The sequence below is a fragment of the Bradyrhizobium sp. USDA 4501 genome (assembly GCF_054062115.1).
Window position 1 is genome coordinate 8160861 of the sequence record NZ_JBSSEX010000001.1, and the last position, 19440, is coordinate 8180300.

Consider the following 19440-nt stretch of genomic DNA (forward strand, 5'->3'; position numbering starts at 1 on the left):
CGCTACTTCGGCTGCGGCACGATGCGGATGTAAGGCTTCGGCGCCTTCCAGCCCTGCGGGTAGATCGTCTTGGCTTCGTCGTCGCTGACCGAGCCCGCGATGATCACGTCCTCGCCCTGCTTCCAGTCGGCAGGGGTGGCGACGCGGTGCTTGGCGGTCATCTGCAGCGAGTCGATCGAGCGCAGGATCTCCTGGAAATTCCGGCCGGTGGTCATCGGATAGACCATCACCAGCTTGATCTTCTTGTCCGGTCCGATCACGAACACGTTGCGGACGGTCTGGTTGTCGGCGGCGGTGCGGGTGAGGGGATCGCCCGAGGTCGAGGCCGGCAGCATGTCGTAGAGCTTTGACACGTTGAAATCGGTGTCGCCGATCATCGGATAGTTCGGCGCCGCGCCCTGGGTTTCCTTGATGTCGTCGGACCATTTGGCGTGGCGGTCCACCGGGTCGACCGACAAGCCCATCAGCTTGACGCCGCGCTTGTCGAACTCAGGCTTCAGGCGGGCGAGCGCACCGAGCTCGGTGGTGCAGACCGGGGTGAAGTCCTTGGGATGGGAGAACAAAAGCGCCCAGCTGTTGCCGATCCAGTCATGGAACTTAATCTTTCCTTCGGTCGTCTCGGCTTCGAAGTCGGGGGCGACGGCGCCAATCTGAAGTGCCATGATTTTACCTCATCTCTTTGAAGTTGCGATTGAATTTGTATTTGAGGCTGTCTGTTCCAGTATAGGACGGGATAAGGCTTAAGTGAACGGGTTCTGAAAAAAGGTGAAACATTTCTCCTTGAGGGTGGAATTCCAAGCAACTTGTTTTGATCTGGATCCCTGCGGCGAAATATCAGCTGCGGCACAAAGGCTTGGAAATGCCCAGATAATGCCGCTTATCGCAGTCATCACGCCGGCCCTGGCTGCTATAGGACTGAACCGTGACGACGTTTAAAGCGACCAAATAGCAACCATCTAAAAATCTCGGAACGCAAGTTCCGAATCATTAACCACTCGTTTACGCCCGCATGGAAAAGCTGGCCTGAGATAGGAATTGAAAGCTCCCACAATGTCTACCCCAAGTACCAAGACCGCTGAGCCTCTCAGCGGTGCGTTGCATCCGTCCTGCCGCAAGACTGCCGCCCATGCGCTCACCATCGTGCGCGACGGCGTGATCACCGGCGAAGGCCCGACCACCAAGGGCCGCATCCATTTCTCCCGGTCTCTCGATGCCGATGACGCTGCCTGGTGCGCGCGCATCCTGACGGCGGCCGCGGTCGAGCATCAGCCGATCAGCCGGGCCGAGATCGAGGCGCTGTTCGCGATCAACGAGGCCGCCGCCGAGCGCAGCGATGGCGGCCGGTTCGACGATCTGCTCGCCAAGGCGATCGCCCACCATGCCGCCTCCGAGTCCGGCCTGCCGGTGCCGCCGCGCACGGTGGCGCTGTCGCCCGACACTGAGATCGATCGCTGGGCGCCGAGGCAGGGCGCCAAGATGGACACCAAGGTCCTGGAGTGGATCGCGGGCCAGATGCGCGGTCAGCGCCGCACCGGCCGCGCGCTGGCGGCGATGGTAGCGACGCTGGTCGGCGCGACCGCGCTGCCGCTCGCGGCGCAGCTCCCCAACGTGTTCGACATCGGGATGATGTAAGCCATCATCCCGCGTAACTGGAATTCGACGAAAACGGCGGGGATTACTTCCCCGCCGTTTTCTGTTTGCCGCCGGTTTCCTCGAGTCCGAGCGTCCGCCCCGGAAACCCGGCGACGTCGAAATAGCGGGTCGAGAGCACTCGCTGGAATTTCAACACGGTGCGCAGGCCGTTGGCCGACGGCTTCTTCGACATGATGGTGCCCTCGACCATCTTCGGCACGATGCCGTTCGGCAGCGCCTCCGACATCACTCGGCCGATCAGCCCGCCATTGTTCGGCGCGCGCAGGCCGAGCAACTGGGCGGCGGTCATGCCGACATCGGCGTTGCTGACCGGTAGCGGATCGACATAGCCCGCCTTGAAGTCGGGGCCGATCGCCGCGGTGAAGTTGAAGGTGTCGCCGCGGCTGAAGCTGCCATGCATGCCCTGGCCCTGGCGCAGCACGGTGTCGGCGATCTGCACCGAGCAGTTGGTCGGGATCTCGCAACCGCTCGACCAGGAGCGGAAATTGACCACGATCGACGGGTTCGGCGTCACCGCCTTGCCCTTCAGATTGAGGTTCGACATCGGGAGCGTGCCGGGGAAGGTGCCGAGCTTGTCGTCGACAAACAGGCCGCTGACATAGTCCTGCTCGAGCAGCGCCTTGATGACGCGGTCGGCGAGCTTCTTGTCGCGGTTCGGCAGATAGATCAGGTCCGAGCCGCCATTGGTCGCGATCACGGCATCGGGCTTGGCCGGATCCTGGCCGAGCACGCCGTTGCCGGCCTTCGGGTGTGCGTTGTGGGCGACCTTGGCGTTCTTGTCGTTGGGGTCGAACAGCGGCAGGTCCAGCGCCCTGGCGAGGTCGATCGCCAGAAAGCCCATCGGCAGGAAATCCTTCGGCGTGTCGCTGTAGGCGATCTTGGCCGAGGGGCTGGTCTTGCTCTCCTTCGAGATCGTCGAGAACCCGTGGTCGGAGGAGATCATGATGTTGGTGTCGGCGGAAAGGCCGAGCTCGTCGAGCGCCTTGCGCAGCTGCGCGAGGTTGTTGTCGGCGTTCTTGATGCCCGCCATCGAGGTCGGGCCGTTGATGCCGGGGGTGATGGTGTTGAGGCTGTCGCCGGTGTTGTGCTGGCTGCCGTCCGGATCGCGCGACCAGAACACCAGCACGAACGGCTTGTTGCGCGCCTTGAACATCGGCAGCACCACCTTGGTCGCGACGTCGGCCATGTAGGCCTGCTGCGCCACGTTGGCGACCGTGGTGCCGGGCGTCTTGGCATCGCCCGCCTTGGCGTTGTCGCCGCGGCTCGGGGTGGCGAGCGGAAGACCGGCCTTGGTCAGCGCGTCCTTCATCTCGTCGGAGAGCGGCACGCCGGTCTTGCCGCCGGTGGAATCGTCGACCACGATCGTGTTCTTGCCGCGATCGGTGTGGTCGAACAGCAGGGTCGGGCCGACCTTGCCGATGGCGGCGGTGCTGAAACCCTGGCCGCGGGCCATCTTCAGCAGCGTCTCCTCGTTGAGGTAGTCGCCGTTGAAGTGATCGTCGACATCGGCGAGCACCGCGTCGTTCTCGATGAAGGGGACCACGGTGTCGCCCGCCGGCGCCGAGGTGTAGCCGGTATAGATCGTGTTGGAGAAGGTGCCGGTGTCGCCGAGATAATGGCCGGTCGACAGCGCCGAGCTGTTTGCCATCGTGAAGGTCGGGAACAGCGAGTGCGAATTCTTGAAGTTGACGCCCTTGTCGCGGATTTCCGCCATCGCAGGCGCCGTCTGCGGCGTCACGATGCCGCCACGCAGGCCGTCCGGAACGAACAGGATGAGGTTGCGGGGCTTGGCGTTCTGCGCCGAGGCGGCGCCCGCCGAAAGCGCGATCATGCTCGCGGACAGTAAGGTAATGGCACGACGCATATTGCTGTTCCCCCTGATGAAGCCCCGCGGCAGCCCGCCGCAGCCTTCGTTTAGTTTTGCCATATGACAGAAATGTTACAGCGCTTGCTCGGCGCTGTAACGGCCGGATTTTTCCCGCAGGACGCCGGTCAACACACCGTCATTCCGCAGGCTGAATCGCGGTTCTCTCATTGCGCGCAGCGCTGCCGGCATGCCCGTACCGGGCATAGAGCGCCGGCAGCACGGCGAGCGTCAGCAGGGTCGCGCTGATCAGGCCGCCGATCACGACGGTGGCGAGCGGCTTCTGCACCTCAGCACCGGTGCCGGTGGCGAACGCCATCGGCACGAAGCCGAGCGAGGCCACTAAGGCGGTCATCACCACGGGGCGGAAGCGGGTGAGGGCGCCTCGCTCGATGGCTTCCCGCATCGGCACGCCGCGCTCGCGCAACTGCCGGATGAAGCTCAGCATCACGAGCCCGTTCAGCACCGCAACGCCCGACAGCGCGATGAAGCCGACCGCCGCTGAGATCGAGAACGGCATGCCGCGCAGCCAAAGTGCGGCGATGCCGCCGGTGAGCGCCAGCGGCACCGCGCTGAACACCAGCAGGGCATCGCGGGCCGAGCCCATCGCCGCCAGCAGCAACAGGAAGATCATCGCAAAACACGCCGGCACCACGACGGCCAGGCGCTGGCGCGCCGCGGCGAGGTTCTCGGATTGGCCGCCCCAGGTCATCCAATAGCCCGGCGGCAGCTGCACCGATTGCGTGACTCTTGCCTGGGCTTCCTCGACCACCGAGCCGAGATCGCGGCCGCGAACATTGGCTGTCACCACGATGCGGCGCTTGCCGTTCTCGCGGCTGATCTGGTTCGGCCCCTCGGTGAAGGAGAACTGGGCGACGCGGTTGAGCGGCAGGCTCTGCACCGGCGAGCTCGGCGTCGCCTTCGGCAATGCGACCGGCAAATTGCTCAGCGCCTCGAGATCGGAGCGCACGCTCTCCGGCAATCGCACCACGATGTCGAAGCTGCGATCGCCTTCGTACACAACACCGGCATCCTGACCGCCGACCGCGGCACCGATCACGTCCTGCACGGCCGAAACGCTGAGGCCGCGCCGGGCGATCGCCGCCTTATCGACCTTGATCTCGAGCACGGGCAGGCCGCCGGCCTGTTCGACCTTGACGTCGGTCGCGCCGCGCACGCTGCGCAGCGCTGATGCAATCTGGTTGGCGGCTTTCTGCATCGGCCCGAACTCGTCACCGAACACCTTGACCGCGATGTCGCCGCGAACGCCGGCGAGCAGCTCGTTGAAGCGCATCTGGATCGGCTGGGTGAACTCATAGACGTTGCCGGGCAGCCGGCCGACCGCCTTCGAGATGTCCTCGATCAGTTGTTCCTTGGTCAGCGATGGGTCCGGCCACTGCTCGCGCGGTTTCAGGATGATGAAGGTGTCGGACGCGTTCGGCGGCATCGGATCGCTCGCCACCTCTGCGGTGCCGGTCTTGGAGAAGACGAACGACACCTGCGGAAAGCGGCTGACGGCCTTCTCGACCGACAGCTGCATCGCCTGCGACTGTGACAGCGCCGTACTCGGAATCCTGAGCGCGTGCATGGCGATGTTCTTCTCGTCGAGCGAGGGGATGAACTCCTGGCCGAGGCGGAAGAACCCGAACATGGCGGTTGCGAACAGCACGACCGCCACCGCGATGACCGGCACAGGCGTTGCAACCGCGCGCCGGAGCAGCGGGCTGTAGCAGCGCTTCAGGGCGGCAACGAGCCGGTTTTCCTGCTCCTGCACGCGGCCGGTGATGCCGATCGCGATCAGCGCCGGAACCAGCGTCAGCGACAGCACGAAGGCGGCCGCAAGCGCAAGGATCACGGTCAGCGCCATCGGCTCGAACATCTTGCCTTCGACGCCGGTGAAGGTCAGCAGCGGCACATAGACCAGGAGGATGATGGCCTGGCCGTAGAGGCTCGGCTGCACCATTTCCACAGCGGAGGCCCGCACCGTCGCCAGCCGTTCATCGCGCGTCAGCACGCGGCCGAGAGCATGCTGCTTCTCGGCGAGGTGACGCAGGCTGTTTTCGGTGATGATCACGGCGCCGTCGACGATCAGGCCGAAATCCAGCGCGCCAAGGCTCATCAGATTGGCGCTGATCCGGCCCTGCCACATGCCGATGGCGGTCATCAGCATCGCGACCGGGATCACCAGCGCCGTGATCAATGCCGCGCGGAAATTGCCGAGCAGCACGAACAGCACGGCGATCACAAGCAATGCGCCTTCGCTGAGGTTGCGCGCTACGGTGCCGATCGTTGCATCAACCAGCTGGGTCCGATCCAGCACCGTCTTGACCTCGATGCCGGCCGGCAGGGATGGCATGATTGTCCGCAGTTTGGCGTCGACCGCGGCCGACACGGTGCGGCTGTTGGCGCCGATCAGCATCAGCGCGGTGCCGACCACGACCTCGCGGCCGTTCTCGCTGGCGCTGCCGGTGCGCGTCTCACCGCCGATCGAAAGCGTGGCGAGGTCGCGGATCCGAACCGGGACGCCGCCGCGGGTGGTGACGACGACGGCGCCGAGCTCGTCAATGTTCTCGAGCCGGCCGCCGGAGCGCACGACGAAGCCTTCGCCGTTGCGCTCGATATAGCGCGCACCGCGGCTGACATTGTTGGTCTCGATCGCCTTGGCGACGTCGGCGAAGGTGAGGCCGAGCGCGATCAGTTTCGCCGCATCGGGATGGACCTGATACTGCTTGAGGTATCCACCGATCGTATCGACGCCGGCGACACCAGGCACCATCTTGATCTGCGGCTTGATGATCCAGTCCTGCACGGTGCGCAGATAGGCATCCTTCTCGACCTCGCTCTGCAGCAGCTGGCCGTCCGCCGTCAGGAAGCGGCCGTCGCTTTGCAGGCCCGGCGCGCCGTCGGTCTGCACCTTTTGGCCGGAGTAATGGACGGTCCACATGTAGATTTCGCCGAGGCCGGTCGAGGTCGGGCCGATCCGCGGCTCGATGCCTTGCGGCAGGCGCGCGCGGACTTCGGTCAGACGCTCGCCAACCTGCTGGCGGGCAAAATAGATGTCGGTGGCCTCGCTGAACACTGCCGTGATCTGCGAGAAGCCGTTACGGGAGAGCGAGCGCGTGCTCTCGAGGCCGGGCGCGCCGGCCAGGGCCGTCTCGATCGGGAAGGTGATCTGCTTCTCGATTTCGGCCGGCGACAGCGCCGGGGCCACGGTGTTGATCTGGACCTGCTTGTTGGTGATGTCGGGCACCGCGTCGATCGGCAGCTTCGTCAATGCAAGGCCGCCGAGGACCATCAGGATCGCCGTCAATGTGACGACCACCCAGCGCCGCCGGATCGCAAGACCGATGATGCGCTCAATCATGGTCGTGCTCCGCCTCGTCCTTCTCGAACTCCGCCTTCAGCGTGAAGGTGTTCTGCACCGCGATGGTCTCGCCGGCCGCGAGGCCGGCAACGATCTCGATATCGTCGTCGTCCTCGCGGCCGGTCCGCACCGATCTCGCCTCGAAGCCGTCGGCATCGCGCACGAACACGGTCGGCGTTCCCTTGATGGTTTGAAGCGCCTTCTTCGAGACGATCACGGTCGACGGCGCGCCTGACAGCGGGACCTCCGCGGTGACAAAGGTGCCCGGCTTCCAGCGGTGGTCCTTGTTGGGCATGGTCGCGATCACGCGCGCGTTGCGGGTCTCGCGGTCGAGCAGGGGGCTGACGAAGATCACACCGGCATTGGCTTCATCTTCGGTGCCGATGGCGCGGATTTTCACCGAAACACCTTCGCGGACCGCGCCGATGTCTTCGGGTGAGACCGCGAGGTCGACCCAGATGTCGTCGAGATTGACGATGACATAGAGCTCGCTCTCCTGGCCCTCGCGCCCAATCAATCCGCCGAGATCGACGCGCCGTTCGGACACCCGGCCGCTGATCGGCGCGCGCAAGAACTGCGTCCGCAGGCTCTCCGGGGGCTGGTTCGGCAGGTCGGCGATCTCGCTTTCCGAGAGACCAAGCGCAAACAGCTTCTGCCGGGCGCCGTCGAGCTTGATCTGGGCATCGTTCGCGGTCAGCCGCGTGCGCAGGAACTCGTTTTCCGACACAATGCGGGTCTCCACCAGCGTCTTCTGCCGCGCGTAGAGGGTCTGCTGCAAATCGTTGGTGAGCCGTGCGGCGAGGTATTCGCTCTTGGCGTCGGCCACCTCGCGGCTTTCGATCGCGGCGACGATCTCGCCCTTCTCGACGACGTCGCCGAGACGCTTGCGCAGTTCTGTGACCGTCGCAAGCACGCGCACCGAGACCCGGCCGATATGATCCGCATCGGGGATCAGCGATCCCGGCGCGAGGAAATGCCGCTTCAGCATGCCGCCGCTGGCTTGCGCGAACGTGATGCCGGCTTCGCGAACCTGGTCTTCGCTCAGCTCGATATGCCCGGGGGCCTCGTGCCGGGCCTCGGTCTTTGCGTCTGTCGTCGCAGTCTCCTGCGTCGCGGCCGGGAACCTGACCGGCCAGCCGATCCATCCGGCCGCCACAACGACCAGTGCAATGCCGGCGGCCACGCCGGCGAAAAATAGAACAACCCGTTTCATATGCGCCTCTCCGCAGCGCAGGCCGATGGCCCTGCGCTGTCGCGACATCGATCTGTGCGGAAGGGTGCGCGCTGCCGAATGGCAGCAGCGCACGGCCGGTCACGTCGACCGGATCAGGCGCGGGGTGGCTTGAAGGGCGAGCGGCGATCGGCCGAAGCCGGCAGCCCGATGTTGGTGTCGCCGTAGCTGTGCGGCGCATAGGCGATCGGGAACGCGGCCTCCTGCGGAGCCACGGAGGCGACGTGCGTCAGGCAATGGTCGCTGTGAGGCGAGGCGGGATGCGCCGGAGCCTTGCCGCCGGCGTCGTTGATCGACTGCGCGATCGAGAAGCCGGGAGCCGCGTCGGCATCGCCGTCGGAGGTCCAGCCGTGGAAGAACGACAGCACCAGCGCAAGCGAAATCAGTCCCGCAAGCAGGCTGCGCCAGCGGCGCGATCCCGTTGCGTGAGGAGAAGACTGAATCATGGTGCGCGAAGCGTCCATGGGGCCTACTTAGCGCCGTGCCCGCGCGCATTCAAGTTCCGGTCCGCGACAGATTGGCCGCGGATACTATAACGTTACGCGCGGTCTGCGGTTCGGCGCAGCAGCCATCGGCGCGCCGCGACGACCGCCCAGATCGCTTCGACGAGGCCGAACGGCCAGGCGCCCTGCAGGAAACCGTAGGCCGAGCCGAGCGCGCAGGAGACAGCGAAGGCCAGGATGAACCAGGGGCTGCGATCTTCGGCCGCATAGCAGACGAGCATCATGGTCACGGCGAATAACCCGAACAGCGTCAGCGCATCCATTCCGCAGCAGAACTCCTGTTGTAACACTGTTGATATCTGAGCATGCTTGGGATGGAATATCCATCCAGCGCCGCCGCTCTGAAAGGACTGCCCCATGAAGCGCATGCATGTTCACGTCGCGGTCAAGGACATCCCGCAATCGGTCGGCTTCTACTCGGCGCTGTTTGGGGCCGAGCCGACGGTCGTGAAATCAGACTATGCCAAATGGATGCTCGACGATCCCCGCGTCAACTTCGCGATATCGAGCCGTGGCCGCGAACCGGGCCTCGATCATCTTGGCATTCAGGTCGAGAGCGCTGAAGAGCTCGGCGAGGTGTACGGACGGCTGCGCAAGGCAGGCGGCGAGGTCATCGAGCAGGGCCAGACGGTGTGCTGTTATGCCAAGTCGGAGAAGTCGTGGATCGACGATCCCGCGGGAATCGCGTGGGAGACGTTCCACACGACCGGTGAGAGCATCGTCTATGGCGACGGCACCGGCGAGCGGACCGCGCGTATCGCGCACGAGAAGCAGGAAGACAAACAGAGCGCGTGTTGCGCCCCACAGCCCAAGGCCGCGCCGCCCGGGGCTTCGGCTTGCTGCAGCCAGTGAGCACGGAGCGGCCGAGGGGCCAGTTGCGCGCGAGTCCACGCTGGCCTTAACCCTCCGATAACTGATTTTCCTAACCACCCCTTGGGTTGTGTTCCCGTACAAGGGCACCCACAGGGGCAGGAAAATGTCGGTTGTCTCAACGAGCAGCGTGCCGGAATACCGGCGGCTGTCGATCAAGGGTGTGTTGCGCACCAGCAGGATGGGCGCGATCCAGTGGCTCGTCTTGAGCGCCGCGCTGCTGGTGCTCGCCATCACGCTTGGCACCGGCTATCTCGCGCTGCAGTTTCGCGAGCGCGCGCTGGAGATGTCCGAGCGCGAGCTCAACAACACTGCGCTGCTGCTGTCGCGGCATTTCGATCAGCAGCTTACAGATCTCCAGCATGTCCACGACGACATCGTGAATTACCTGCGGGCCGAGCAGGTCGAGACCGCCGATCAGTTCGAAAAGAACATGTCGCTCCTGAGCGCGCACGAGATGCTGCGCACGCGGCTGGCGGCGCTGCCGCATGTCGGCGGGCTCAATCTGTTCAACGCCAAGGGATGGCTGATCAACTCATCCGAGATGTGGCCGGTGCCCGACATCAGCGTTGCGGACCGGCGCTATTTCCAGGAGTTCACTTCGGGACGGCCAACGTCTCCTGTCATCGTCGAGCCCGCAATGAGCAAGGTGACCGGCAACTGGACCACGATCTTTGCGCGCAAGATCACCGGGCGCAACGGCGAGATCATCGGCTTCGCGAGCCGCGGCGTCGAGCCAAGCCATTTCGAGGATTTCGTCGCCTCGCTGGCGCTGAGCGGCGACACCGTGATTTCGATGATCCACCGCGACGGCACCATCATCGCACGCTATCCGCAGGATGCCGGCGTGATCGGTCGCAACATCATCAATCTGCCGGTGTTTCAGAAGGTCATCAGCTTTGGCGGCAACACCTCGGGACGGTTCGTTGGCGCTTCAGGCGAGGAGAACGTCGGTGCGGTCAGATCGCTGTCGCATTTTCCAATCCTGATCCTCGCTACCACGAAAACATCGAGCGCGCTGGAGGACTGGCGCACTCAGACCAAACTGCAATTTTGCGCAGCCGTGTTGGCGGTACTGATCATCAGCTTCGCGGTCTTCCTGATCGTCCGCCAGCTGCAGCGGCAGCACGATGCGGCAAGCCGCAGGCTGTCCGAGAAGAGCCAGCACCTCGACACCGCCATCAACACCATGACGCAGGGGCTGCTGCTGTTCGACGCCTCGGCGCGGCTCGTGATCTGCAACCAGCAATATATCGACATGTTCGGCCTCTCGCCTGATGTCGCGAGGCCGGGCTGCCATCTGCGCGAGCTGATCCTGCATCGCCAGGCGATCGGCTCGTTTGTCGGCGACGTCGACGAGTACTGCGCCCGCTTCACCAACCCGAGGGGCGATGAGGTTCGGGACTCCGTGATCATGACGCCTGACGGTCGCAGCATCCGCCTGATCTATAAGCGTGCGCCCGACGGCGGCTGGGCCACCACTCTCGAGGACGTCACCGACGGGCGGCGTGCGCAGGCGCGGATCGAGTATCTCGCGCATTACGACGCGCTCACCAATCTGCCGAACCGGACGCTGTTCCAGCGCCACGCGGAAGGGCTGCTGCTCGAGGCCGCCACGCGCGAGTTCGCCATCCATTACATCGATATCGACGAGTTCAAGCGGATCAACGACACGCTAGGCCATCTGATCGGCGATGAGTTTCTCCGGCGCGTCGCCGAGAAGTTGCGCCAGTCGGTCGGGTCGAACGACTTCATCGCGCGGCTCGGCGGCGACGAGTTCGCAATCGTCCAGCACGACGTCACCTCGGACGACGACGTCGGCGACCTGGTCGCACGCATCTATCAGTCGCTGCGCACGCCGTTCGACTGCCTCGGCCACCATTTGTCGAGCGACGCCAGCATCGGCATTGCGATCGCCCCGCGCCACGGCTCCGATCTGTTCCGCCTGCTCAAATGTGCCGACCTTGCGATGTACGCCGCCAAGGCGGCGGGCCGCAGGACCCATCGCTTCTTCGATCCGGCGATGGAGGCGCAGGCCAATCTGCGCCGCGCGCTGGAGGCCGATTTGCGTATCGCGCTGGCCGAGGGCGGCTTCGAGCTGCACTACCAGCCGCTGGTCGACCTGCGCAGCGACGAGGTGACCGGCTGCGAGGCGTTGCTGCGCTGGCGGCATCCCGTGCGCGGCATGATCTCGCCGGCGGAGTTCATACCGGTTGCCGAGGAGACCGGGCTGATCGAGGAGATCGGGCAGTGGGTGCTGCGCACCGCCTGCACCGAGGCGGCAGCCTGGCCGGCGCATGTGCGCGTCGCGGTCAACGTCTCGCCGATCCAGTTCAAGTCGGAGACGCTGGCGCTGAAGGTTGCGAATGCACTTGCCGAGAGCGGGCTCGATCCGCGCCGGCTCGAGCTCGAGATCACCGAGGCGGTGCTGATCGCCGACGACGATGCGGCGCTGGTCACGCTCGGCCAGCTCCGCGCGCTCGGTGTCCACATCGCGCTCGACGATTTCGGCACCGGATACTCATCGCTGCAATATCTGCAACGCTTCCCGTTCGACAAGATCAAGATCGACCGCAGCTTCGTCAAGGAAGTGACCCGCAACAGCGGCTCGGCCTCGATCATCCGCGCCGTGGTCTCGATCGCAGCCGACCGCAACATGATCACCACCGCCGAGGGCGTCGAGACCGATCAGCAGCGCGACACCGTGCAGATGCTCGGCTGCACGCAGATGCAGGGCTACCTGTTCAGCAGGCCGGTTCCTGCGCGGGACCTGCGGACGCTGCTCGCGGCCGATTGCGTCGCCGCCTGAGCGCCTGCCGATCCGGCCCCTCAGGAACAATCGTCGCCGTCTCCGATTGAGACTGGAAGCTCTTGAGAGGCGAGGCGGTCCATGAAAAGCAAGCTCGTGTCCGATGCGCCCAGCGCGCAGGTTCACGTCGTCGTGCTCGATAGCGGCGAGGAAGCGTTCGGCGCGCTGACGAAGTTCGCCAATGATGCGAAGGTGACGGCGGCATCGCTCACCGCGATCGGCGCGTTCGAGCGGGCAACCGTCGGCTGGTTCGATTTCGCATCCAAGAGCTATCGGAAGATCGAGATCAACGAGCAATGCGAGGTGCTGTGCGCGATCGGCGATATCGCGACCGGCGACGACGGCAAGGCCAGCCTGCATATTCACATCGTGCTCGGACTGTCGGATGGATCGACGCGCGGCGGCCATCTGCTTGCCGGCATCGTTCGGCCGACACTGGAGGTTGTGGTCACCGAAGCCCCCGCCAGGCTTCGCCGGCGGAAGCGGCCCGAGCTCGGCATTGCCCTGATCGATCCAGCCGCGACCGCCTGACGCTTTCCTCCGAAAAGTTCCTAAAAATCGACCTGCCGACGCCGAGGCGCGGAACCGAACCCGTGGAACCGCGTTCCCTTGCGGGGCTCGACCGGCAGGCGATCAATGAAAACCGCAGCAACGTCCGCGGCCATGCTGCTATTTGCCTCGTGCATGGCAAACGCAGAGAGTGGCCTTGCGTCCTATTATCGTGGCATCGGCAGGAGTGGCGAGATGACCTGCGCGCATCGCAAGCGGCCATTCGGCAGCATGATCACCGTCTCGTATCTGGGAAAATCGATCCGGTGCCGCGTCAACGACCGGGGCCCGTTCGTTCGTGGACGGATCATCGATGTGTCGACCACGGCGGCCCGCGCGCTCGGCATCCTTCAGCTCGGCGTCGCGCATGTCGTGATCCAGTAGAGCGCGGCCGGCGGCAGGATCAGGGCCTGGAAGCAGTCGCCCGCTGTTCGGCGATCGCCTTGCGGAGCGTCCGTGACAGCGCCTCGACCGAATAGGGTTTCTGGATCAGCTCGAAGCCGCTGTGCGCGTTCTCGGCGAGCACGTTGCTGTAGCCGCTGGTCAGCACCACCGGCAGTCCAGGAAAGCGATCGCGGATGATTCCGGCGAGCTCGACGCCGTTCATGCCCGGCATGATCACGTCGGAGAACACCAAGTCGGCGGCGAACTCGTTCTCCGAGAGGATCGAGAGCGCGGCATTGGCATTGGCCGCGCGCTTGACCGAATAGCCGAGATCCTCGAGCAGCTCGGTGGAGAACTGGCCGACATCGTCGTTGTCCTCCACCACGAGGACGCGATAGCCGCGGCCGATCGAAGCCTGCTCGGTGCCCGCGCTGGCGGCGACCTTGGCGTCCGCCGGGCGCATCGCGTGCGGCAGATAGATGGTGAAGGTCGCACCGTGCCCGGGCGTAGAGGTGACCTCGATGTCTCCATCGGATTGCTTGACGAAGCCGAAGGCCTGGCTCAATCCGAGACCCGTTCCCTTGCCGACCTCCTTGGTCGTGAAGAACGGCTCGAAGATCGCGTCGAGGTTTTCCGGCGAGATGCCGGTGCCGGTGTCCTGGATCGAGACCGTGACGAAATCGCCGCTGCGCGAGGCCTGGGCGCGCAGGGCAGGGATATTCTTGACCTTCCGGACGCCGATCGTCAGCTGGCCTTCGCCGCTCATGGCATCGCGGGCGTTGACCGCGAGATTGAGTAGCGCGGTCTCGAACTGGCCGATGTCGGCGATCGCAAAGCAGTCGGGATCCTCGATCCTGACCTCGATGTGGATCCGCGCGCCGACCAGCGGGCGGATCAGCTGCGTCACGCTGTCGACCTGCGTGCCGACATTGAACACTTCCGGATTGAGCGGTTGCCTGCGCGCAAATGCCAATAGCTGGGCGGTGAGCTTGGAGGCCCGCTCCACGGTCTCGGAGATCGCATCGATATAGCGGCGGCGCCGGTCATCCGGTAGATCGCGGCGGCGCAGGAAGTCGGTCGCGGAGCGGATGATGGTGAGCAGGTTGTTGAAATCGTGCGCGACGCCGCCGGTGAGTTGGCCGACGGCTTCCATCTTCTGCGATTGCCGCAGGGCTTCCTCGCCGCGGCGCCGTTCGGTGATATCGACGGCCTCCGGAACGGCGCCGACGATGGTGCCGTGCTGGTCCTGCAGCGGCCGCATCGCGAAATCGAAATAGCGCTCGCCGATCGGCAGGCGCAGCTGCATCTCGATCTTGACTTCCTCGCCGCGCATCACGGTCGCGAAGGCATTCTGGATCACGCGCGGCATGCCCTCGGTCGCGGCGAACCACGGCGTGTCCCAGAACGGCTTGCCGACGACGTCGGCGGCATCGGTACAGATGCCGGCCAGCGCCGTCTGGTTGGTGTAGAGCAGGCCGCCATCGCGGTTGAGCAGCATCTGGTATTGATGGCTGGTTTCCAGGATCGCGCGCGTCTGCGCTTCGCGGGATTCGAGCTGCGCGGTGCGCTCCAGGATGCGCCGCTCCAGCGACTCGTTGAGCTTGCGCAGCTCGATCTCGGCTTCCTTGGCCGCCGTGATGTCGTGGGCGACGCCGATGAAGCCGATGTGCTTGCCGTTCGGGTCCCAGCGCGGCTGCGATTCCGAGCGCAGCCAGCGCCAATCGCCTGCGGCGTTCCGATAGCGGGCCTCGAGCACGAATGGCTTCAGCGAGAGCTCGCCGGTGATCTGCTCCTGCAGGATTTGCGGCAGGTCATCCGGATGCAGCGCCTTGCGCCAGTCGAACACGATCGCTTCCTCAAACGGCAGTCCAAGGAAGTCGAGATAGGCCTGGTTGGCAAAGGAGCGGGTGCGGTCGAGCTTGGTCACCCAGATCGGCACCGGCGCGCTGTCGGCGATCAGGCGGAAGCGCTCTTCGCTCTCGCGCAGGGTCTCCTGTGCCAGCATCTGATCGGTGACGTCGAGATCGGCGCCGACCAGCCGCAGCGCACGGCCGCTGCGGTCGCGCTCGATCTTGGCGACGACGCGGATCCAGCGGCTCTCGCCGTCGTTCGGGCGGATGATGCGGTATTCGGCCGTGTAGTCTTCGCCGCCGGCCTTGAGCACGCCGAACAGGTGCCGGATCGTGCGCTCGCGATCCTCGGGGTGGATGCGCGCGACCCAGTTCTCATAGGTCTCGTTGACCTCTTCGGGTGGCAACCCATGCACCAGGAGATATTCGGGAGAGCGGCGGTTGCGCACGCCGTCGCGGAAATCGATCTCGAGTCCGCCGACCCGCGCGATGCGCTGGATCCGCGCCAGCTCCGCCTCGCGCTCCTGGAGCTCGCGATGGGCGCGATCGCGTTCGCGCGCGATCTCCTCAAGATGCTGCCGCAGCCGTTCGGCTGCCGCAGCTTCGGGAAGCACATCAGCGGGATCGGATGGGGTCATACGCGCCGGCAACCTCTCGGTGCAGTCTCACACAGGACGCGGCGGCTTTGCCAGCTTGATTTACGGCAATCGTTAGGCTGAGTCATTCCGGGGCGATGCGAAGCGTCGAACCCGGAATCTCGAGATTCCGGGTTCGCTTCGCGCCCCGGAATGACGATGCAATCCACGAGCTCTTCATTTGCTCTTGGGCGGCCGGCAATTATAGGCCCGGCGGAACCCGGCGGCCTGTGCATCTTCCTCGGAGCAGAACCAGCGATCCGGATTGCCGAGGCCCGGGTAACCGCGGCACGCCTGCAGGTGGTAGATGCCGACATTGCCGGTGACGCGGGCGCGCACGGCGTATTTGCCCTTGATGTTGCAGCTGGCCGGCATCGGCAGGTCGTCGGGGAAGAGCACATTGCGGATCTGCGTGTCACGGTCGGCGGGGCAGGCGTTGCCGAGCAGGGCGCCATCCTTCCTGGCCGTACGAAAATCGCGCGGCGCCACGAAGCAGCCCTTCCAGAGCCCGGCGCGATTGTCCTTGGCGGTGGCTTCATCCGGCTTGAATCGGCCAGTGGCCGACCCCTCGACATTGAGAGCATAGCCCTTCTGGACCAGCACCTGGCTGAGGCTGGTCGGGTCGCCCTCGATCTTGCAGACGCCGAGGCGGCGCTTCTTGAAGGTCGGATCGACGCCGATATCGTCGCAATGAATTGGCTTGCCGCCGATCAGCCTGGTCAGCTGGTCGCGCGCCTCGATCCCGCAAGTCCAGGCGTCGGCGTGCTCGTCGATGCAGAGCTGATCGACCGCCGGCGCGTCGATGCCGTCGAGCCGATAGGTCGTGTTGCCGAGCTGAACGGTGCCGGCGTCCTTGATGACCGCAGTGGCCGTGGGGCCTGCGGTTGCAGTCGGGCTGGTGGTTGCAGACAGGAAGGCCAGGAGAAGCGTCGTGGCGACCGGATTTCGAAACCGCATTTTCTCAACTTCAGATCTTTGGCGGGCAGCCGAACTTCTAGCACAAGCCGGTACGATCCAACCAAGGACTGTTCGCGAGCGGGGCGTGCGAACCGTCACATCCCGATCGGCATTCCGTGGCGCAGAACGGCCGGACATTGCCATTGAAGGGATGCGCATGGGCGAGTTTCGTTATCAACGTCCTCCGCCGAAATCATCACCGGCATTTGGAGCCTGCAATGCCTCGCGCGCTGGCGGCGGAAGAGAAAGACGGCCCAGGAGGCCGCGCCCGATCAAAGATCCAATTGACTTGATGAGAACAAAATAGGAACATGATGCACCACCTGAATCCCGGATACCCCATGATGTCTGCACGGCCCGAATCTGACGACGATGACGGGCTGGAAGCCGCTGTCGATCAGGCCATTTCCGCCTGCGGCGGGAATTTGCGCGCCACCATCCGGGCGCTGATCGTGGCCAATGAATTCCTGGAGAACGAGGTCAGCGAGCTGATGAAGGCCGTCGCGAAGGCTCATTCACGTGGCCGCTTCAAGACCTATTCGGGCTGAAATACCGATCGGGCTACCGCCGAGGACTGACCAGGGACTGGCCGGGCAGCGGGCAGGGTCTGCATTAGACCGTTGCCTCCGGGGCAATTTGCTGTACCAACGGAGTGATTACGCCCAATCGCCCGTGCCAGATTGCGCGGGGAGGAATCCTGCCAAATGGACAATTCGAAGTCCGAAAAAGCCCAAGCAAGAAGAGCATGTTCAAACGAATCCTGATCGCCAACCGCGGCGAGATCGCCTGCCGGGTCATCAAGACTGCGCGCCGTATGGGGATTGAGACGGTCGCCGTCTATTCCGAGGCCGACCGCGACGCGCTGCATGTCGAGATGGCCGATGAGGCCGTGCTGATCGGACCGCCCGCCGCGGCCGAGAGCTATCTTTTGATCGACAAGATCGTCGAGGCCTGCCGCAAGACCGGCGCGCAGGCGGTGCATCCCGGTTACGGCTTCCTGTCCGAGCGCGAGGCGTTTCCGCGCGCGCTGGAGGCCGCCGGCATCGTCTTCATCGGTCCGAACCCCGGCGCCATCGCCGCGATGGGCGACAAGATCGAATCCAAGAAGGCCGCGGCGAAGGCGAAGGTTTCGACCGTGCCGGGTCATCTCGGGGTCATCGAGGACGACAAGCACGCCGTCCAGATCGCCGACGAGATCGGCTACCCCGTGATGATCAAGGCCTCCGCCGGCGGCGGCGGCAAGGGCATGCGCATCGCGCATTCGAAGGCGGAGGTCGCCGAAGGCTTCAACCTCGCCAAGGCCGAGGCGAAGTCGTCGTTCGGCGACGACCGCGTCTTCATCGAGAAATTCATCGTCGATCCCCGGCACATCGAGATCCAGGTGCTCGGCGACAAGCATGGCAATGTGATCTATCTCGGCGAGCGCGAGTGCTCGATCCAGCGCCGCAACCAGAAGGTCATCGAGGAGGCGCCGTCGCCGCTGCTCGACGAGACCACCCGCCGCAAGATGGGCGAGCAGGCCGTCGCGCTGGCGAAGGCCGTGAACTACGATTCGGCCGGCACCGTGGAATTCGTCGCCGGCCAGGACAAGAGCTTCTACTTCCTGGAGATGAACACCCGCCTGCAGGTCGAGCATCCCGTCACCGAATTGATCACCGGCATCGATCTCGTCGAGCAGATGATCCGCGTCGCCGCCGGCGAGAAGCTCGCGATCGCGCAGAAGGACGTGACGCTGACCGGCTGGGCGGTGGAATCCCGCGTCTATGCCGAGGATCCGTTCCGCAACTTCCTGCCGTCGATCGGGCGCCTGGTGAAATACCGTCCGCCGGCCGAGGCCAGCCATGACGGCATCACGATCCGCAACGACACCGGCGTGCAGGAAGGCGGCGAGATTTCGATCCATTACGATCCGATGATCGCCAAGCTCGTCACCCACGCCCCGTCGCGCGCCGCGGCGATCGAGGCGCAGGCGACCGCGCTCGACGCCTTCTATGTCGACGGCATCCGGCACAACATTCCGTTCCTGTCGGCCTTGATGAACCATCCGCGCTGGCGCGAGGGCCGGCTGTCGACCGGCTTCATTGCGGAAGAGTTCCCCAAGGGATTTTCGGCGCACGCACCCGAGGGCGAGTTCGCGCGGCGGCTGGCTGCGGTCGGCGCCGCCATCGACCACGTGCTGGGCGAGCGCAAGCGGCAGATCTCCGGCCAGATGGGCGGCCGCGTGGTGCTGCGCGAGCGCCGCCGCGCGGTGTGGCTCGACCGCGCCGAGATCGCGCTCGATGTCGCCCGCGAGGGTGACGCCATCGCGGTGCGCTTCATTGCCGCCGACGGGCTCCCTGGCAATCCGCACAATCTGGTGTCGGGCTGGGTGCCGGGCGATCCGGTTTGGCAGGGCACCATCGACGGCAACTTCGTCGCCGTGCAGGTGCGGGCGATCAACAACGGCTTCCGCCTCGCGCATCAGGGTTTTGAGATCCCGGTCTATGTTTTCACCGAGACCGAGGCGACCTCGGCGCGGTTGATGCCGGTGGTCTCGGCCGCCGACACCGGCAAGAAGTTGCTGTGCCCGATGCCTGGTCTCGTGGTGTCGATCGCGGTGACCGAGGGGCAGGAGATCAAGGCCGGCGAGACCCTGGCGGTGGTCGAAGCCATGAAGATGCAGAACGTGCTGCGCGCCGAGCGTGACGGCACGGTCAAGAAGATCCACGCCGCCGCCGGCGCCACGCTCGCGGTCGACGCGCTGATCCTGGAGTTCGCTTAGCACCGTCATT

General features: G+C 65.0%; 15 protein-coding genes. 7 read left to right on the forward strand and 8 right to left on the reverse strand.

The genetic code is table 11. The features are described from left to right. Positions 1 to 2: 2 nt before the first annotated feature. The gene (locus ACVWZM_RS37885) at positions 3 to 662 is read right to left on the reverse strand and encodes a peroxiredoxin (protein ID WP_028337644.1); all 660 of its coding nucleotides are present in this window, start codon (positions 660 to 662) and stop codon (positions 3 to 5) included. Positions 663 to 1050: 388 nt separating this feature from the next. On the opposite strand from ACVWZM_RS37885, the gene ACVWZM_RS37890 reads away from it, so the two are divergent. Further along, positions 1051 to 1632 (forward strand): hypothetical protein, encoded by a 582-nt coding sequence (locus ACVWZM_RS37890; RefSeq protein WP_057017042.1) that lies wholly within the window; start codon positions 1051 to 1053, stop codon positions 1630 to 1632. A 43-nt stretch (positions 1633 to 1675) separates the two neighbouring features. Here ACVWZM_RS37890 and ACVWZM_RS37895 read toward each other — a convergent pair whose 3' ends face one another. From ACVWZM_RS37895 to ACVWZM_RS37915, 5 genes are all read right to left on the reverse strand, one after another. Continuing rightward, on the reverse strand, positions 1676 to 3517 hold the full coding sequence (locus ACVWZM_RS37895) for an alkaline phosphatase family protein (protein ID WP_456835035.1): 1842 nt from the start codon (positions 3515 to 3517) through the stop codon (positions 1676 to 1678). A gap of 139 nt (positions 3518 to 3656) precedes the next feature. Continuing rightward, a complete protein-coding gene (locus ACVWZM_RS37900) occupies positions 3657 to 6881 on the reverse strand; it encodes an efflux RND transporter permease subunit (protein WP_456855876.1) in 3225 nt (1074 codons plus the stop codon). After that, on the reverse strand, positions 6874 to 8094 hold the full coding sequence (locus ACVWZM_RS37905; RefSeq protein WP_456835037.1) for an efflux RND transporter periplasmic adaptor subunit: 1221 nt from the start codon (positions 8092 to 8094) through the stop codon (positions 6874 to 6876). Before ACVWZM_RS37905 ends, ACVWZM_RS37900 begins: the two co-directional genes overlap by 8 nt. A 113-nt stretch (positions 8095 to 8207) precedes the next feature. Continuing rightward, a complete protein-coding gene (locus ACVWZM_RS37910) occupies positions 8208 to 8558 on the reverse strand; it encodes a hypothetical protein (RefSeq protein ID WP_168858090.1) in 351 nt (116 codons plus the stop codon). Positions 8559 to 8650: 92 nt separating this feature from the next. Continuing rightward, the gene (locus tag ACVWZM_RS37915; protein ID WP_076831245.1) at positions 8651 to 8878 is read right to left on the reverse strand and encodes a hypothetical protein; all 228 of its coding nucleotides are present in this window, start codon (positions 8876 to 8878) and stop codon (positions 8651 to 8653) included. Positions 8879 to 8972: 94 nt separating this feature from the next. On the opposite strand from ACVWZM_RS37915, the gene ACVWZM_RS37920 reads away from it, so the two are divergent. The 4 genes from ACVWZM_RS37920 to ACVWZM_RS37935 all read left to right on the forward strand — a co-directional run bounded on the left by ACVWZM_RS37920 (position 8973) and on the right by ACVWZM_RS37935 (position 13227). Beyond that, positions 8973 to 9467 carry an ArsI/CadI family heavy metal resistance metalloenzyme gene (locus tag ACVWZM_RS37920; protein WP_456855877.1) on the forward strand — a complete coding sequence of 165 codons (495 nt, stop codon included), beginning with the start codon at positions 8973 to 8975 and terminating at the stop codon, positions 9465 to 9467. A 124-nt stretch (positions 9468 to 9591) separates the two neighbouring features. Further along, positions 9592 to 12294: a bifunctional diguanylate cyclase/phosphodiesterase gene (locus ACVWZM_RS37925; RefSeq protein ID WP_456855878.1), complete on the forward strand. Its 2703-nt coding sequence runs from the start codon at positions 9592 to 9594 to the stop codon at positions 12292 to 12294. A gap of 81 nt (positions 12295 to 12375) precedes the next feature. After that, complete coding sequence (locus ACVWZM_RS37930) at positions 12376 to 12825, forward strand: PPC domain-containing DNA-binding protein (RefSeq protein WP_057017046.1); 450 nt, start codon at positions 12376 to 12378, stop codon at positions 12823 to 12825. A 153-nt stretch (positions 12826 to 12978) separates the two neighbouring features. Further along, entirely contained in the window at positions 12979 to 13227 is a 249-nt protein-coding gene (locus ACVWZM_RS37935; protein ID WP_245467148.1) for a septal ring lytic transglycosylase RlpA family protein, read from the forward strand. Positions 13228 to 13246: 19 nt separating this feature from the next. On the opposite strand, the gene ACVWZM_RS37940 is transcribed toward ACVWZM_RS37935, so the two are convergent. Together ACVWZM_RS37940 and ACVWZM_RS37945 are read right to left on the reverse strand one after the other, a co-directional pair. Continuing rightward, positions 13247 to 15715, reverse strand: a complete 2469-nt coding sequence (locus tag ACVWZM_RS37940; protein WP_456855879.1) for a PAS domain S-box protein — start codon at positions 15713 to 15715, stop codon at positions 13247 to 13249. Between the two features lie 174 nt (positions 15716 to 15889). Next, complete coding sequence (locus ACVWZM_RS37945) at positions 15890 to 16669, reverse strand: thermonuclease family protein (protein ID WP_456855880.1); 780 nt, start codon at positions 16667 to 16669, stop codon at positions 15890 to 15892. 341 nt (positions 16670 to 17010) lie between these two features. On the opposite strand from ACVWZM_RS37945, the gene ACVWZM_RS37950 reads away from it, so the two are divergent. Both ACVWZM_RS37950 and ACVWZM_RS37955 read left to right on the forward strand, forming a co-directional pair. Beyond that, complete coding sequence (locus ACVWZM_RS37950; protein ID WP_016840474.1) at positions 17011 to 17217, forward strand: hypothetical protein; 207 nt, start codon at positions 17011 to 17013, stop codon at positions 17215 to 17217. Positions 17218 to 17414: 197 nt separating this feature from the next. Continuing rightward, on the forward strand, positions 17415 to 19430 hold the full coding sequence (locus ACVWZM_RS37955) for an acetyl-CoA carboxylase biotin carboxylase subunit (RefSeq protein WP_141342728.1): 2016 nt from the start codon (positions 17415 to 17417) through the stop codon (positions 19428 to 19430). Positions 19431 to 19440 lie beyond the last annotated feature (10 nt).